Origin of the sequence: Bradyrhizobium sp. 192 (assembly GCF_023100965.1) — a bacterium.
In the GTDB taxonomy this organism is placed as follows: domain Bacteria; phylum Pseudomonadota; class Alphaproteobacteria; order Rhizobiales; family Xanthobacteraceae; genus Bradyrhizobium; species Bradyrhizobium symbiodeficiens.
Genome location: NZ_CP064690.1, coordinates 1,075,799 through 1,091,100 on the forward strand (window position 1 = coordinate 1,075,799; position 15,302 = coordinate 1,091,100).

The 15,302-nt window shown below is 66.1% G+C and carries 16 protein-coding genes and 1 tRNA gene; 10 read left to right on the forward strand and 7 right to left on the reverse strand.

Annotated features, from left to right (window positions below):
* Window positions 1-149: 149 nt before the first annotated feature.
* Window positions 150-1,595 carry an MATE family efflux transporter gene (locus IVB24_RS04975; RefSeq protein WP_094976371.1) on the forward strand — a complete coding sequence of 482 codons (1,446 nt, stop codon included), beginning with the start codon at window positions 150-152 and terminating at the stop codon, window positions 1,593-1,595.
* Here IVB24_RS04975 and IVB24_RS04980 read toward each other — a convergent pair.
* The 6 genes from IVB24_RS04980 to IVB24_RS05005 form a co-directional block, all read right to left on the reverse strand.
* On the reverse strand, window positions 1,592-2,086 hold the full coding sequence (locus tag IVB24_RS04980) for a hypothetical protein (RefSeq protein ID WP_247772226.1): 495 nt from the start codon (window positions 2,084-2,086) through the stop codon (window positions 1,592-1,594). The genes IVB24_RS04975 and IVB24_RS04980 overlap by 4 nt on opposite strands.
* A 128-nt stretch (window positions 2,087-2,214) precedes the next feature.
* On the reverse strand, window positions 2,215-2,616 hold the full coding sequence (locus tag IVB24_RS04985; RefSeq protein ID WP_166467835.1) for an SRPBCC family protein: 402 nt from the start codon (window positions 2,614-2,616) through the stop codon (window positions 2,215-2,217).
* Between the two features lie 138 nt (window positions 2,617-2,754).
* Complete coding sequence (locus tag IVB24_RS04990) at window positions 2,755-3,114, reverse strand: VOC family protein (protein ID WP_162406858.1); 360 nt, start codon at window positions 3,112-3,114, stop codon at window positions 2,755-2,757.
* Between the two features lie 104 nt (window positions 3,115-3,218).
* Window positions 3,219-3,578, reverse strand: coding sequence for a hypothetical protein (locus IVB24_RS04995; protein WP_140481513.1), 360 nt, complete (start codon window positions 3,576-3,578; stop codon window positions 3,219-3,221).
* Between the two features lie 131 nt (window positions 3,579-3,709).
* Complete coding sequence (locus IVB24_RS05000; RefSeq protein WP_247772227.1) at window positions 3,710-4,549, reverse strand: AraC family transcriptional regulator; 840 nt, start codon at window positions 4,547-4,549, stop codon at window positions 3,710-3,712.
* Window positions 4,550-4,558: 9 nt separating this feature from the next.
* The gene (locus IVB24_RS05005) at window positions 4,559-5,137 is read right to left on the reverse strand and encodes a methylated-DNA--[protein]-cysteine S-methyltransferase (protein WP_166467837.1); all 579 of its coding nucleotides are present in this window, start codon (window positions 5,135-5,137) and stop codon (window positions 4,559-4,561) included.
* Window positions 5,138-5,312: 175 nt separating this feature from the next.
* On the opposite strand from IVB24_RS05005, the gene IVB24_RS05010 reads away from it, so the two are divergent.
* A tRNA-Gly gene (locus tag IVB24_RS05010) sits at window positions 5,313-5,386 on the forward strand.
* A 133-nt stretch (window positions 5,387-5,519) separates the two neighbouring features.
* Here the strand turns inward: IVB24_RS05010 and IVB24_RS05015 are convergent.
* Window positions 5,520-6,224: a PRC-barrel domain-containing protein gene (locus IVB24_RS05015; protein WP_244621113.1), complete on the reverse strand. Its 705-nt coding sequence runs from the start codon at window positions 6,222-6,224 to the stop codon at window positions 5,520-5,522.
* Between the two features lie 360 nt (window positions 6,225-6,584).
* Here IVB24_RS05015 and IVB24_RS05020 point away from each other — a divergent pair, with 360 nt between their 5' ends.
* From IVB24_RS05020 to IVB24_RS05055, 8 genes are all read left to right on the forward strand, one after another.
* Window positions 6,585-7,625, forward strand: a complete 1,041-nt coding sequence (locus tag IVB24_RS05020) for a LacI family DNA-binding transcriptional regulator (protein WP_247772228.1) — start codon at window positions 6,585-6,587, stop codon at window positions 7,623-7,625.
* 67 nt (window positions 7,626-7,692) lie between these two features.
* Complete coding sequence (xylB, locus tag IVB24_RS05025; RefSeq protein WP_247772229.1) at window positions 7,693-9,147, forward strand: xylulokinase; 1,455 nt, start codon at window positions 7,693-7,695, stop codon at window positions 9,145-9,147.
* A complete protein-coding gene (gene xylA, locus IVB24_RS05030; RefSeq protein ID WP_247772230.1) occupies window positions 9,148-10,470 on the forward strand; it encodes a xylose isomerase in 1,323 nt (440 codons plus the stop codon).
* A gap of 12 nt (window positions 10,471-10,482) precedes the next feature.
* A complete protein-coding gene (locus tag IVB24_RS05035; RefSeq protein WP_094976380.1) occupies window positions 10,483-11,241 on the forward strand; it encodes an ATP-binding cassette domain-containing protein in 759 nt (252 codons plus the stop codon).
* A complete protein-coding gene (locus IVB24_RS05040) occupies window positions 11,241-12,323 on the forward strand; it encodes an ABC transporter permease (protein WP_247772231.1) in 1,083 nt (360 codons plus the stop codon). The genes IVB24_RS05035 and IVB24_RS05040 overlap by 1 nt, the downstream gene beginning before the upstream one ends.
* A 94-nt stretch (window positions 12,324-12,417) precedes the next feature.
* Window positions 12,418-13,350 carry a sugar-binding protein gene (locus tag IVB24_RS05045; protein ID WP_166476437.1) on the forward strand — a complete coding sequence of 311 codons (933 nt, stop codon included), beginning with the start codon at window positions 12,418-12,420 and terminating at the stop codon, window positions 13,348-13,350.
* Between the two features lie 107 nt (window positions 13,351-13,457).
* Window positions 13,458-14,435 carry an aldo/keto reductase gene (locus IVB24_RS05050; protein ID WP_247772232.1) on the forward strand — a complete coding sequence of 326 codons (978 nt, stop codon included), beginning with the start codon at window positions 13,458-13,460 and terminating at the stop codon, window positions 14,433-14,435.
* A gap of 3 nt (window positions 14,436-14,438) precedes the next feature.
* Window positions 14,439-15,290: an amidohydrolase family protein gene (locus IVB24_RS05055; RefSeq protein ID WP_247772233.1), complete on the forward strand. Its 852-nt coding sequence runs from the start codon at window positions 14,439-14,441 to the stop codon at window positions 15,288-15,290.
* Window positions 15,291-15,302: the final 12 nt, after the last annotated feature.

The window sequence follows — 15,302 nt, forward strand, 5'->3', positions numbered from 1 at the left end:
CTGCCGCAGGGCGCGCCTGCAACTGGCGCAGGAGGAATCGCCCCGCGCCGTGCTAACAAGCCTCGCGTTGCGCGCCTCTGCGCGAAGAAAATAATTGGCACACCTACGCATTGCCGCGCCGCAAATGGCGTCCGTGCCCCGGAGAAGATATGTCCGACATCGCCGAAATCCCGGTCGATGAGCAAGAGCGTCCGCTGCCGCCGCCTCCGCCTCCGGTGCGAAGCGCGCTTGTCGACGGGCCGATCCTGCGCACGCTGCTCTCCCTCGCCTGGCCCAACGTGATCGCGCTCTCGGCCGGCACCTGTACGGTGATCGCGGAGACTTCCTATATCGGCCGGCTCGGCGTCGAGGCGCTGGCGGCGATGGCGCTGGTGTTTCCGACAGTGATCCTGACCATGACGATGTCGGGCGGCGCCATGGGCGGTGCGGTGGCTTCCGCCATTGCCCGCGCGCTCGGCGCCGGCGATCGCGAGCGCGCCGGCACGCTCGCCGCGCATGCGATCCTGATCGGCATCAGCTTCGGGCTCGTCTTCATGCTGGGCATGCTGATCTTCGGCCCGCGTCTGCTGGAAATGCTCGGCGGCCGCGGCGACGTGCTGACGCACGCGATTGCCTACACACAGGTGTTTTTCGGCGGCGCCGTGCTGCCTTGGCTGCTCAACACCATGGCCGGCGTGCTGCGCGGCACCGGCAACATGAAGCTGCCGTCGTTCCTGATCCTCAACTCGGCGGCCTGGCAGATCGTGCTGGGCGGCACGCTCGGCCTCGGGCTCGGGCCGGTGCCGCAGTTCGGCATGCGCGGCGTCGCGGCCGGCGCGCTGATCGCCTATTCCATGAATATCTGCATCATGGGCTGGTACCTGTTCTCCGGCCGCGCCCGGGTGACACCGAAGCTGCGCGGCTTGCGGATTCAATGGGCGATGTTTTTCGACATCCTGAAGGTCGGCGCCATCGCCTGCTTCTCGCCGCTGCAATCGGTGCTGACGATCTCGATCTTCACCCACATGCTGGCGCAATTCGGCACCGCGATCCTCGCCGGCTACGGCATCGGCGCGCGGCTGGAATTCCTGCTGACCTCGATCGCGTTCTCGTTCGGCATCGCCTGTGTGCCGATGGTGGGGATGGCGATCGGCGCAGGCAACATCGCGCGCGCACGGCGCGTCGCATGGATCGCCAGTGTTGCCGCCTTCGTGGCCGTCGGCGCGCCTGCGTGCCTCGTCGCGATGTTCCCCGATCTCTGGATCAACATCTTCACCGACAGCGTGGCCGTGCGCGCGGCGAGCCATCAATATCTCTCGACGGTCGGACCATTCTACGCCTTTTTCGGCATTGCCACGACGATGTATTTCTCCTCGCAAGGCGCGGCCAAGGTGATCGGGCCAGTGCTGGCGCAGACGGCGCGGCTGATCTACATCTCGGCGGCCGGCTGGTGGCTGTCGACACACGAAGCCACGGCGCAGAGCTATTTCTGGCTGGCCGCGAGCTCGATGGTCCTGCTCGGCCTGCTCTCATCCTCCAGCGTCGCGCTGACGCGCTGGGGACCGCGCGCGAGCAAGCCCGCGATCAGGCCGGCGCTTTCAGGCGCCGCCGATTAGCGATGCCTGTGGCGGCGATGGCCCCCGCCGCCCACATTGGCGAGCCGCATCAGTTGCGGGATCATCGCCATCATGTCGCCGCCACTGGCGCCGCCGATCATGCCCATGATGTCGCCGCCACCAACGCCGCCATATCCGGCCGGCATGGTGCCGCCACCCATCGCGGTGTAGCCGCCGTAATTGGGTGCGCCGAAGCCGCCGCCGAGCGTGCTACCGCCGAGGCCGCCGCCGCTCATCATGCCACCAAGCCCACCGCCGCCATTCTCCATCATGCGGCTCATCATCGGGCCCATGGTCTGCATCATCATGGCGAAGCGGCGCTTGCCCATCTTCGCCTTCATCATCTCCAGCATCGGCGCCATCTGGGTCATCATGTCCTCGCCGCCGGCACCTCCGCCGCCGAGGAACTGCGCCTTCGCCGGCGAGCTCGCGACTGAAAACAGCAGCAGCACGGCGGCCGCCTGGCAAATCACCTTGTCCGCACCTCTCATGGCATGCTCCTCGCGTGCGTGGCGCCGCCGGGAAAGCGGAGCCAACCGGACGCACGCCGCGACGGTTACGGCCGGCGAGGGCGCAGCTCTGTGAGAAAACTCACAGAGGTGCAGCGCGTCGACCGCGGCTAGGCGGCAGCCGGCGGAAACGCTTGATGTATCGCAACGACGGCCTCCCTGGTCTGTCCCTCGACATAGGCTGCAAGCTCGTTCGGCAGCATGTCGATGATCCACACCAGACGGCTTCTCCGCTCGCCGTCGGCGATCACCTGCACCGAGGCGCTGTAATGCTTCAGCCGCTCGTTGCTGATGGCATAGACGAGGCGCTGCCGCGCGTCGTCGCAATCGACCAGGATCTCGCGCGCCACCGAACCGTTGGCGAAGGTGACGATACGCGCATCGCCGTCGAGCGCGCAGGCGGTGACGAAGCCGGGCGCCAGCCGCTCATGCAGCGAGCCGAAATCGCGCACCGCGTCCCAGACGTCGCGCGCGGAGGCGTTGAGAGGAATGTCGTTGTGGATGGAGGCCATGGAGGTTCCTCAAATGCAGCATTGGTAGGGTGGGCAAAACGAAGCGTGCTCACCACATCTGTCACGATTGTTGGGAGATGGTGGGCACGGCGCGTTGCGCCTTTGCCCACCCTACGAGATCTCCTAAGCGGCTAGCGCTCACGCACAAACCGCCTCGACATTGTTGCCGTCGGGGTCGATCAAAAATGCCGCGTAATAAGTCGGGCTGTAATCCTTGCGCGGCCCGGCGCCGCCATTGTCGCGGCCGCCGCTCTTCAGGCCTTCGCTGTGGAACGCCTTGACCGCGTCATGATCTCCGGCGCGGAACGCAATGTGCGCGCCGTCGGCCTTGTGGCCCTTGTTCAGGTGCAGCCACAGCGCCGGCTCACCCTTCGGCCCGAAGCCGGCATAACCGTCGCCGCTGGAGCACAGGACGTAACCGAGCGGCGCCAGCACCGCGGTGTAGAAGCGCGTCGCGGCGTCGAGATCGGCAACGCGAAGCCCGATGTGGTCGTACATGGTCGTCTCCATCTGCAAAACGCGCCGAAAATGGCGCGCGCCGGAGACGACCCTAGCCGGGGTGAGGTGGGCCGCTCTTGGAGAATCTTGCGCCCGGCGCCCGCCTAGTTCGCCGGGGCCTCCGACTGCCACCGGATCACCCGTTTCAGGTGATAGACGTGAACCCACATGTTCGTTCCGATCACGCTGACCGTTGCGACGATCAGCGCCGTGAGCTTCTGAGGGTCGTGATGGGCGAGAACGAGCAGGAACGCCGACAGCGCCGCCGTGATGCCGAAGCTGAACCAGAGCCCGATGATACGCGGTGCAAACCAGGCCGGCTGACCGTCGGTGCCCCACTGCATCGGAATCCTGCGCGAGGTGATCTGGCGGCCATAATAGACGGCACAGCCGGCGATGAAGGCAAGTCCTACGGCAAGCGCAATCAATGTGGCCGCAATCACATCACTCGAGTCACTGTCCATCTGCCGATTCGCCGCCTTGAGCGGGCGTCGTTTCGCCCGCTGGTTGTACTATCGCGCGGCCTACCGCAAGCGCCAGTGCGACGCACCCGTCTGGTCAACAGACTGTTACCCGCAAACGCGGCCGACCTGTCTCAATTGAGGACGAGGCGCTCGGCGAAGATGCTGCGCTCTCCCTTCGAGGCCTGCCGGAACCTGGTTGGCGATACGCCGGCAGCGCGGTGGAAGGTGCGGACGAAGTTGGAGAGATCGCCGAAGCCGACGTCATAGGCGACATCGGTGACCGCGATGTCGTCATCCGTGAGAAGCCGCGCGGCGTGGCGCAGCCGCGAGCGCACCAGATATTGATGCGGGGTGACGCCGAGCACGCTCGAGAACAGCCGAAGGAAATGAAACGGGCTGAGGCCCGTCTGCTTTGCCGCCTGTTCGAGATCGACCTCTTGATGCGAGTTGTCGTCGATCCATAGCGCGGCCTCGACCGCGCGGCGGCGGTCGCGCGCATTGGGCGTGGCCGGCTTGCGCGCCTTGCCCGAGATCAATTCGATGAAGCGGCCGGCCAGGATCTGGCCGACCTCGTCGAGACCGATATCGCTGTTGCCATCTGCCGCCGTCTGGGCGAGCTCGCCCAGCACCATCAATTCGGGCAGCGGCGGCGTGGCGCCGACCTGCCAGGTCTCGCGCCGCCCGCCGAGGGCGTCGACCAGGTCCGCGCTGAGGAAGAACGACAGGCAGACATCGCCGCTGACATGCTCATGCGTGCAGGTGTATTCCTCGCCGGGCGCGCCGACCAGCATCGAGCCCGCCACCAGCTCGAAGAAGCCGGCGCGGCAATGGCAGCCAAAGCTGCCCGAGCGGACATAGGCGATGGAATGCCCGGTGCGGCATTCGGCAAACGGCGCGTCATCCGGCCCCGCATCGCAGCGAAACTCGGAGACGGTCATCGAGGGTGTATTCAGTAGCGTGGTTGCGTCCATGCCACCTATCTAGGTGGACGGCCTCGGCGGAGCAACGGGCAGCAGCACCTCGAACAGCGTCTTGCTGGCGACGGGATGGGCGCCCTCCAGCGCCAGCAGCCGCCGCTTGGAGATCACTCCGCCGAAAGGCGAGAGCCGGTCGGCGTAATTGCCGGCCTCCAGCAGGCGATGGCAGGGCACGATCAGCATGTAGGGATTCCTGGCGATCGCCTGCGCCACCGAATGAGCGGCGCCTGAGGCGCCCAGCGCTTTGGCGACTTCGTGATAGGTCCGCGTCTCCCCGCGCGGAATGGAGCAGGCGAACTCATAGACGCGCCGGTTGAAGCCGGGCACCCCGCCGGCATCCAGGCTGACCTCGGAAAAATCGGGATCGTCGCCCTGCAGCAGGCTCACGATGCCGTCGATCGCAAGCTCGGCATTGTCGGAGGGACGCTGCTCGCGCGCTTCGGGATGGACCGCAAAGATGCGGCGGCGGGTGTCGATCTCCCGCGCCTCCGGCAATTGCACCGCCACCACGCCGGTGCCGCTCCAGATGATGCCGCAGCGCCCGATCGCCGTGTCGAATATCGAATAGCCACGCCCCACCATGCACACGCCCCCACTCAGTGCACGTTTCTCCCCAGACACGAGATCATAACACCGCCACAATCCGGCGCACCCGGAATCTTACCGAAAACTTAAGGGAGCGTCAGGCCGGCCGCGCCAAACCGCTTGGCGGAAGGCGCCGTCTCGGCTAATCAGGACGGGCGCGAGCAGCGCATCCGCGGGCGTAGTTCAATGGTAGAACGGCAGCTTCCCAAGCTGCATACGAGGGTTCGATTCCCTTCGCCCGCTCCAAGCCGTTTCGTCCGCGTTAAGCCCATCATTCTCGAATTGCAGCGTCCTTGCTGGAGCGGACGAGAGGCCTTTGGTGGTCCGGAGCCTCTCGCGTGGCCGCGCATTGGAGCAGAGGAATGCCGGCCTGTGACGGTTAAATCACGCTTCCGGCCCAACGGCCGCTATATTTGAACTCCGCCGCCGCTTTGAGCTGGTCGGCCGTGGCATTCATGCCGGCGTGCCACTTGTTGTCCTTGTAGGTGACGTGGACGGCCGACGGGGACACCGCGACGTAATGTTCGCCCATCCCCAGGAAGCCGCCGACCGATAGGATGTAGGCATTGGCGCGACCGCTCTGATCGAGCGCGATGTCCTTGATGGTGCCGATATCCTTGTTGTCATTGTTGTAGACGTCGAGCCCAATGAGCTTGGATGCAAGATCGTCGCTTTGTTGGACGGTGACGTAGTCGCCCGCAGTGCTCGGGCGCGCCGCGTTCGAGCTGGTGTCCGCAGCGGTCTGGTGGATATCGCGGACGGTAATCATTTCGGCGAAGTGATCCGGCCCGATCGACATCCTCACCGGGTTTCCGTCGCTATCGACCGCCTGAACGTCGAACGACGTCGGGGCCAGCCTGATGTCCTTGTAGCCCGACTTTTGCAGCGTCTGCATCATGTCCTGTCGGACATTAGTCGGCTGCGCCGCGTTGTCGTTGTTGGAAGCAGCCCAGGCCGCTGAGCCCAGTGCGATCGTAGCCGCGGTAGCAAGTAAGACAGCAACACGCATCGTGCATTCTCCATCTCGTTCGAATGTCCATCCTGCCTTCGCAGAAACAACGTCACGGAAAATCACCGGTTGCATGAAACTTTGATTAGGTTGAGCTTGCAGGTCATGGCGAGCGGCACTCGATCTGCCGGGCTTTCGCGCGAGCGACATCGCGTTCTGGATCGGTCGGGGCGCGACGCGCTGGATGCGACCGTGACGCTGAAGTCGGCACCCATGGCGAGGTGACGTCGATGCGTACGCTTGGGAGCACGCGACGCAGCTTTCGCGGCGAGATGTTCCGCCATCATCGCGGAGGCGTGCGCGAGGTCTGAGATGGCTGAGTCTGTCCTGAAGATTGATGTGTTCGGCCGATGAGGTGGGGCGGAGCCGGGCCCGAGTTACTGAGACCCTCAAAATGAGTTGCGTACCTCAAAACACCTCTGCTAACCTTCAGCGATGGCCGAGACCCTCACCCCGACCGCGCTGACGCTCAAGGACATCGCCCGCGAGGCGGGCGTCAGCCTCGCGACCGTCGACCGCGTGCTGCACAACCGGCCGGGGGTGCGGCCGGATACGGTGCGGCGCGTCAAGGCGGCGATTGAACGCAACGCGTTCCAGCCGCACGTCGCCGCGGCCGAGCTGGCCCGCGGCCGCGCCCGCCGCTTTGCCTTCGTGATGCCGTCGGGGCCGAACCCGTTCATGCAGCAGATCGAGGCCTATCTCGGCGAGATGTCGGCCTGGCTCTCGGTTCGCCGCCTCAACGTCGAGATGGTCGCGACCGACGTGTTCGATCCGTCGGTGCTCGCAGCCTCCCTGGAGGCGCTGTCCGGCGACTGCGACGGCGTTGCGGTGGTGGCGCTGGATCATCCCGGCGTCCGCGCCGCGATCAACGATCTCGTCGATGCCGGCACCAAGGTGGTGACGCTGGTGTCCGACGTGCCGTCGTCGCGCCGCCACCATTATGTCGGCATCGACAACATTGCCGCGGGGCGCACCGCCGGCGCGCTGGTCGGGCGTTTGGCCGGCCAAAAGTCCGGCAAGGTCGCGATCGTCGCGGGCTCGCAGGGCCTGCGCGACCATGCCGAGCGCATCTTCGGCTTCAACCAGGTGATGGCGTCGGAATTTCCCGGGCTCAACGTGCTGCCGGTGCTCGAAGGACGCGACGAGGACGATCGTTCGGAACAGGTGCTGGCGCAGCTGTTGGGCAAGCATGCCAACATTGTCGGCCTTTATAACGTCGGCGCGGGCACGCAAGGCGTCGCCAAAGCGTTGAGCGAAGCTGCTCGCGACAAGGTGGTGTTCGTCGGTCATGACGTCACCGTACTGACCCGCCGGCTGCTGCTGCAGGGCGTGATGGATGCCGCGATCTCACAGAACCCCGGGCATGAAGCGCGTGCCGCCGTGCGCGTGCTGCTCGCGCTCGCTCGCGGCGAGCCGATCCTGCGCGAACAGGAGAAGATCAGGATCGACATCGTGATGCGGGACAATCTGCCCTAGGACGGGCCGCTCTGGCGGAGAACGCGACGTCAAGATCGCGCCTCGCAATGACCAAGGAGGAGACGACGTGTATCTCGGACTGGACATCGGCACGTCCGGCGTGAAAGCGGTGCTCGTGAGCGAAGCCGGCGCGATCCACGCGACGGCGGCGCGCGAGCTCGCGCTGTCGCACCCGGCGCCGCTGTGGTCCGAGCAGGATCCCGATGCCTGGGTCGAGGCCGCCATCGGTGCGGTCGACGATCTCGCGGCCCGCCATCCGCGCGAGGTGGCGCTGGTCCGCGGCATCGGCCTGTCGGGCCAGATGCATGGCGCAACGCTGCTCGACGAGGACGGACGGCCGCTGCGTCCGGCAATCCTCTGGAACGACGGCCGCTCGCAGGCCGAATGCGCCGTGCTGGAGCAGCGTTGCCCCTCGCTGCACGCGATCACCGGCAATCTGGCGATGCCCGGCTTCACCGCGCCCAAGCTGTTGTGGGTTGCGCGGCACGAGCCAAAAATCTCCGCGCGGATCGCAAAGGTGCTGCTGCCCAAGGCCTATGTGCGCTATCGCCTGACCGGCGAGATGATCGAGGACATGTCGGATGCGGCCGGCACGCTGTGGCTCGATGTCGGTCTGCGCCGCTGGTCGCCCCTGTTGCTGCACGCCACCGGCCTCGATCTCCACCACATGCCGCGCCTCGTCGAGGGAAGCGCCGTGAGCGCGGTGCTCATGCCGGAATTCACGCAGCGCTGGGGCATGGCGAAGGATGTCGTCGTCGGCGGTGGCGCCGGCGACAATGCCGCGAGCGCGATCGGGCTCGGCGCCATCGCGCCGGGCGATGCGTTCCTGTCGCTGGGAACGTCAGGCGTGGTGTTCCGCGTCACCGACCGGTTCGCGCCGGCGCCTCAAACGGCGGTGCATGCGTTCTGCCACGCACTTCCGGGCCTCTGGCACCAGATGGGCGTGATGCTCTCGGCGGCGGCTTCGCTGGCCTGGCTCGCCGGTGTGATGGAGACTCCGGCCGCAGCGCTGCTGGCGCCGCTCGGCGAGCGCGTCGATGGGCCGAGCCCGATCAAATTCCTGCCCTATCTCGACGGCGAGCGCACGCCGCACAACGATGCCGCCGCCAGCGGCGCCTTGGTCGGCCTGCGCGGCGCGACCGGGCGGACGCAGATCGTGCAGGCCGTCCTCGAAGGCGTCGCCTTTGCCGCGCGCGATAATCTGGCGGCACTGAGCGCCGCGAGCGGGCCTGTTGCCGAGCTCGATCTCGTCGGCGGCGGCTCGCGCTCGCCGCTGTGGGCGCAGATCTGCGCCGATGTGCTCGGCATTCCCGTTCACCGCGTCGAGGAGGGCGAGGTCGGGGCGGCGCTCGGTGCCTCCAGGCTCGGCCGGCTCGCCGCCACCGGTGAAGATCCCGCGGACGTCTGCACCCGCCCGCGGCGGCTCGCGAGCTTCACGCCCCGCGCATCCGTCAGGGAAGCCTATGACGAGGCCTATCGGAAATGGCGCGAGCTTTATCCCGCATTGAAGGAGCACCCTTAAGTGAACGCGCCAGCCAAATTCTTCGATGCAAGTGCACCCGTCGCCTTCGCCGGCAAGGAGGCGGGACAAGCCCCCGCGTTCCGCTGGTACGACAAGGACCGCCTCGTGCACGGCCGCAGGCTGGAGGATCATTTGCGCTTTGCGGTCTGCTATTGGCATTCGTTCTGCTGGCCGGGCGGCGACCCCTTCGGCGGCGAGACGTTCCTGAGACCGTGGCACCAGGGCGGTGACGCGATGGCGCAGGCGCGGGCCAAAGCCGACGTCGCCTTCGAGCTGTTCCGACTGCTCGATGTGCCCTTCTTCACCTTCCACGACGTCGATGCCGCGCCGGAAGGTAGTTCTCTTGCGGAATCTGTAGCGAACCTCAACACCATCGCCGATCTGTTCGAGCAGAAGATGGCCGCGGCAAAAGTGCGCCTGCTCTGGGGCACCGCCAATCTCTTCACGCATCGTCGCTACATGGCGGGCGCCGCGACCAATCCGGACCCGGAGATATTCACCTACGCGGCAGGCCAGGTCCGCGCCGCGCTGGAGGTGACGCACCGGCTCGGCGGCCAGAACTATGTGCTGTGGGGCGGGCGCGAGGGCTACGAGACCCTGCTCAACACCGATCTCAAGCGCGAACTCGACCAGCTCGGCCGCTTCATCTCGCTGGTCGTCGAGCACAAGCACAAAATAGGCTTCAAGGGGCCGATCCTGATCGAGCCGAAGCCGAAGGAGCCGACCAAGCACCAATATGATTTCGACGTCGCCACCTGCTACGGCTTCCTCGAACGCTACGACCTGCTCAAAGACGTCAAGCTCAACATCGAGCAGAACCACGCCATCCTTGCCGGCCACTCCTTCCACCATGAGGTCGCGCTCGCCGAGGCGCTCGGCGTGTTCGGCTCGCTCGACATCAACCGCGGCGACGATCTGCTCGGCTGGGATACCGACCAGTTCGCGATGAACGTCCCGGAGCTGGCGCTGGTGTTTCACGAAATGCTGAACCGTGGCGGCTTCACCTCCGGCGGGCTCAATTTCGACGCCAAGATCCGGCGGCAGTCGATCGACCCGGACGACCTGATCCATGCCCATGTCGGCTCGATGGATGCCTGCGCGCGGGCGTTCCTCGTCGCCGCCGACATGGTCGATGCCGGCGCGCTCACGGCGCCGCTGACTGAACGTTACCAGGGATGGGCCGGGCCTGAGGGCCGCGCCATTCTCGGCGGTCAGCGTTCGCTCGCCGATCTCGCCGACCGCGCGCTTCAGCCGAGCTTCGACCCGCAGCCGCGCTCGGGCCGGCAGGAATATCTGGAATCCCTGGTCAACCGCTATGTCTGAACGAGGTTGCTGATGGCAAACGCTGACGCGACACCGGTCCTCGAGCTGACCGGGATCGGCAAGGAGTTCGGCGCGATCCGCGCGCTGCACGGCGTCGATCTGCACGTCCTGCCGGGCGAGGTGGTCGGGCTGATGGGCGACAACGGCGCGGGCAAGTCGACGCTGGTCAAGATCATCGCCGGCAATTTCCGGCCCAGCCACGGCGAGATCCGCTTTGCCGGCAACGCGGTGCATTTCAGCCGGCCGGTCGATGCCCGCGCGGTCGGCATCGAGGTCGTCTACCAGGACCTCGCGCTATCGGACAATCTCACCGCGGCGGCCAACGTGTTCCTCGGCCGCGAGCTGAAGCGCAAATTCGGACCCATTGCTTTGCTCGACCACAAGGCGATGGCGGCGCGCGCGCTGGAACTGTTCGGCGAGCTGCGCTCGGAGACGCGCCCCGACGATCTCGTCAAGCAGATGTCGGGCGGCCAGCGCCAGGCCGTCGCGATCGCGCGGACGCGGCTCTCCAACGCGCGGCTGGTGATGATGGACGAGCCGACCGCCGCGATCTCGGTGCGCCAGGTCGAGCAGGTGCTCGGCCTGATCCACCGGCTCAAGGAGCAGGGCGTCGCCGTGATGCTGATCTCGCACCGCATGCCCGACGTGTTCGCGGTATGCGACCGCGTCATCGTCATGCGCCGTGGCGAGAAGCGGGCGGACAAACCGATCCACCAGACCTCGCCGGAGGAAGTCACCGCCCTCATCACCGGCGCGAAGGAGGCGGCGTGATGGCCATGCCCATGGAATCTCCCGTCATGTTCTCGAACGTCGGCAAGACGAAATGGTGGCAGCGCGGCATCTTCGCCTCGCAGACCGGCTACGTCCTGCTCGCGCTCGCAGTGCTGCTGGTGATCATGCACTTCGCCAGTCCCTATTTCTTCACCGAGGGCAACATGCAGAACGTGGCGAAGAACTTTTCCTTCATCGCCATCGCCACGCTGGGCGTCACCTTCGTCATCATCACCGGCGGCATCGATCTATCGGTGGGATCGATGATGTGCTTCTCCGCCATGATCACCTCGATGGTGATGACCGAACTGTCGGCGCCTGGCTCGCCGGTGGGGGCGATGTTCGTGCACATGGCGGCCGACGGCAAGACCGTCGTGGCCAACGTGCCCGGCCTGATCCTGCTGGTCTCGATCCTCGCCGGCCTCGGCGTCGCGCTGATCGCGGGTCTCGTCAATGGCTTCTGCATCGCGGTGCTCGGCCTGTCGCCCTTCGTCACCACGCTCGGCATGCTCTCGATCGTGCGCGGGCTCGGCTACGTCGTCTCCAACGGCCGCGGCAGCTTTCCGGGTGGGCCCGATGCGGATCGTTTCTATGCGCTCACCTCGGGCGACGTGCTCGGCGTGCCCGTGCCTTTCATCTATCTGATCGTCCTCGCGCTGGCGATGGCCGTGGTGCTGCACCACACCTCGTTTGGCCGCCACGTCTTCGCGCTCGGCGGCAACGAGAAGGCTGCGGAACTGACCGGCATCCCGGTCGTGCGGGTCAAGATCGAGGTCTACGTGCTCTGCGCGCTCGCCGCGGGCCTGCAAGGCATCATCATCTCCGGCTGGCTCGGATCGGCGCCGGCCAACATGGCGACGTCCTACGAGCTCAACGTGATCGCGGCGGCCGTGATCGGCGGCGCAAACCTCGCCGGCGGCATAGGCGGTCCGCTCGGGGCGATCGTCGGCTGCGTGCTGCTGGAAGTGATCCGCAACGGCCTCGTGCTGGCGCAGGTCTCCTCCTACTGGCAGCAGACGCTGGTCGGCGTGATCATCATCCTGGCGGTGCTGGTCGACCGCATCCGCTCGCGGATGACCTGAATTAATGTCGTTTCGGGAAGGCAAATAAAACGCTGCCTGTCCGCTTCCCGGTCGCTTTCGAGAGGATGGGCACCAAACAAGGGTGGAGGAGACGATGAGGAAATTTCTACTTGCCGGCATCGCGGTTGCGATGATGGCGACGCCGGCATTCGCCGCGAACTACCGCTTCGTGATCGTGCCCAAGGCGATGAACAATCCGTTCTTCGACTTCGCGCGCGACGGCTGCCTGAAGCGTGCCAAGGAGCTCGGCAACATCGAGTGCATCTACAAGGGGCCGGTCGAGCACGAGCCGGCGACGCAGGCGCAGATCATCCAGGATTTCGTCACCCAGAAGGTTGACGGCCTCGCCATCTCGGTCGCCGACGTCGCGGCCATGACCAAGTCGATCGAGGCGGCGAGCGCGGCCGGAATTCCCGTCATCACATTCGATGCCGATGCGCCGGGCTCCAAGCGCATCGCCTATATCGGCACCAACAACAAGGAGTTCGGCGTCGCGCTCGGCAAGCAGCTCGTGAAGATGCGGCCCGACGGCGGCAAATACGCCATGGTCTCGGGCGGCCCCGGCGCGAAGAACCTCGCCGAGCGTGTCGACGGCGTGCGCGAGGCGCTGAAGGGCTCGAAATGGACCGAGGTCGCGGGCTCCCCGACGTTCTGCAACGACGATCCCGCGCTCGCGGTGCAGCAGATGACGGATATGCGCACCGCAACGCCAGATCTCGCCGCCATCGTTCCGATCGGCGGCTGGCCGATGTTCGCGCCTGAAGGCTTCAAGGCGTTCGCTTCCAGGAGCAAGAAGGACATCGATTCCGGCAAGTTCACGCTTGTCGTCGCCGATACGCTGAAGATGCAGCTCGAGCTGTTGCGCGACGGCTATGCCAACGCGCTGGTCGGTCAACGCCCGTTCGAGATGGGCGAGAAGGCGATGGACACGCTGCTCGCCATCAAGAAGGGCGAGAAGGTTCCGGAAATCGTCTACACCGGCCTCGACCTCGTCACCAAGGACAACGTCGCGCAGATGTTGAAGTAGGAGCGCCGCCAGCCCCGCGCTCCTGCGAACCTCTCCCGCTTGCGGTTTCCGCGAGCGGGAGAGATGATTTGGACTGCTGGAATGAAGACTGCTGGAAGGCAATGGGAATGAAACGATCGCGGCTCGGCTCACTCGACGTCACCTCGATCGGGCTCGGTTCCGCCCCGCTCGGCGGATTGTTCGCCCCCGTCAGCGATGCCGATGCGGAGGCGACGGTCGCGCGCGCCTGGTCGCTCGGGGTGCGCTTCTTCGATACCGCGCCGCTCTACGGCTTCGGCCTCGCGGAGCGGCGGCTCGGCGCATTCCTGCGGCAGCAGAAGCGCGACTCCTACGTCATCTCGACCAAGGTCGGCCGTCTGCTGCGCGCACCGGATGACGGCGCCGCCGAGGACGAGCATTACAAGGGCACGCCGCGCGAGCGGCCGGTGTTCGATTTCAGCCATGACGGCGTGATGCGATCGGTGGAGGAAAGCCTGTCGCGCCTCGGCCTCGATCGCGTTGACGTGCTCCTGGTGCACGATCCCGACGATCACTATGACGAGGCCGTCGCCGGTGCCTTCCGCGCGCTGCAGCGCTTGCGCAGCGAGGGCACCGTCAAGGCGATCGGCGCCGGCATGAACCAGTCGGAGATGCCGGTTCGCTTCGCCGAGGCAGTGCCGGTCGACTGCTTCCTGCTCGCCGGGCGATACACGCTGCTCGACCAGGGCGCGCTGGACGCGCTGTTTCCGCTCTGCACGGCGAAAGGCATCGGCATCCTGCTCGGCGGCATCTACAACAGCGGCATTCTGGCCAATCCGCGTACGAGCGCGAAGTTCAACTATCAGGATGCCGATGCATCGCTGGTGGCCCATGCGCTGGAACTCGAGGCGCTTTGCCGCAAGCATGGCATCGAGCTGAAGGCCGCCGCACTTCAATTCTGCATGGCGCATCCAGCCGTGACGGTCGCCGTGATGGGCGCGCGCAACGCGGCGGAAGTCGCCGACAACATCGCGATGTCGGAGGCAACGGTGCCGGCGGACTTCTGGCGGGAACTGCGGGCGCGAAACCTGGTCGATGCCCGCGCGCCGTTGCCGGGTGGAGCATAAGCCATGATCATCGACGCCCACCAGCATTTCTGGGACCCGGCGCGGGCCGATTATCCCTGGATGGCGGCGGACGAACTCGTGCCGATCCGGCGTGCTTTCGGTCCGGTCGATCTTGCACCGCTGCTGAGAACGAACGGCATCGACGCCAGCATCGTGGTGCAATGCCGCAACGCACTGGAGGAGACCGAGGAATTTTTGCAGATAGCGCAGGAAAATCCCTTCGTTGTCGGCGTGGTCGGCTGGGTTGATCTGACGGATGCTTCGCTGGGCGACACGCTCGATCGGCTTCGCGCTTCACCCGGCGGCGGCAAGCTGGTTGGCATTCGCCACCAGGTCCACGACGAGGGCGATCCGGAGTGGCTGCTGCGCGAAGATGTGCAGCGCGGTCTCACCGCGGTCTTCGCGCACGATCTCGCCTACGATTTCCTGGTGCGCAGCCGCGAGCTGCCCGCCGCGATCGCAACCGCGCAAGCGTTTCCGCAGGCGCGCTTCGTGCTCGACCACGCCGCCAAGCCGCCGATCGCCGATGGTGGAAGCGAAATGTGGGCCGATCGCATCAAGGCGCTCGGGGCTTGCGGCAATGTCTGGTGCAAGATCTCGGGGCTTGCGACCGAGGCAGTCTGGAACGACTGGGATGCTGAGCGGCTGTTTCCGTTCGTCGCGCACGCCGCAAGCTGTTTCGGCGAGGACAGGCTGATCTTCGGCTCAGACTGGCCGGTGTGCCTGCTTGCGGGAAGCTATGGCGAGATCAAGCGCGCGCTGGAGGCCTGCCTGACGAAGCTTGGACCGCAGCTGCGGGCCAAGGCCTTTGGCGCGAATGCGACGCGGGCGTATCGGCTGGCGATCGCAGAATAGCGCTGCGGCGTG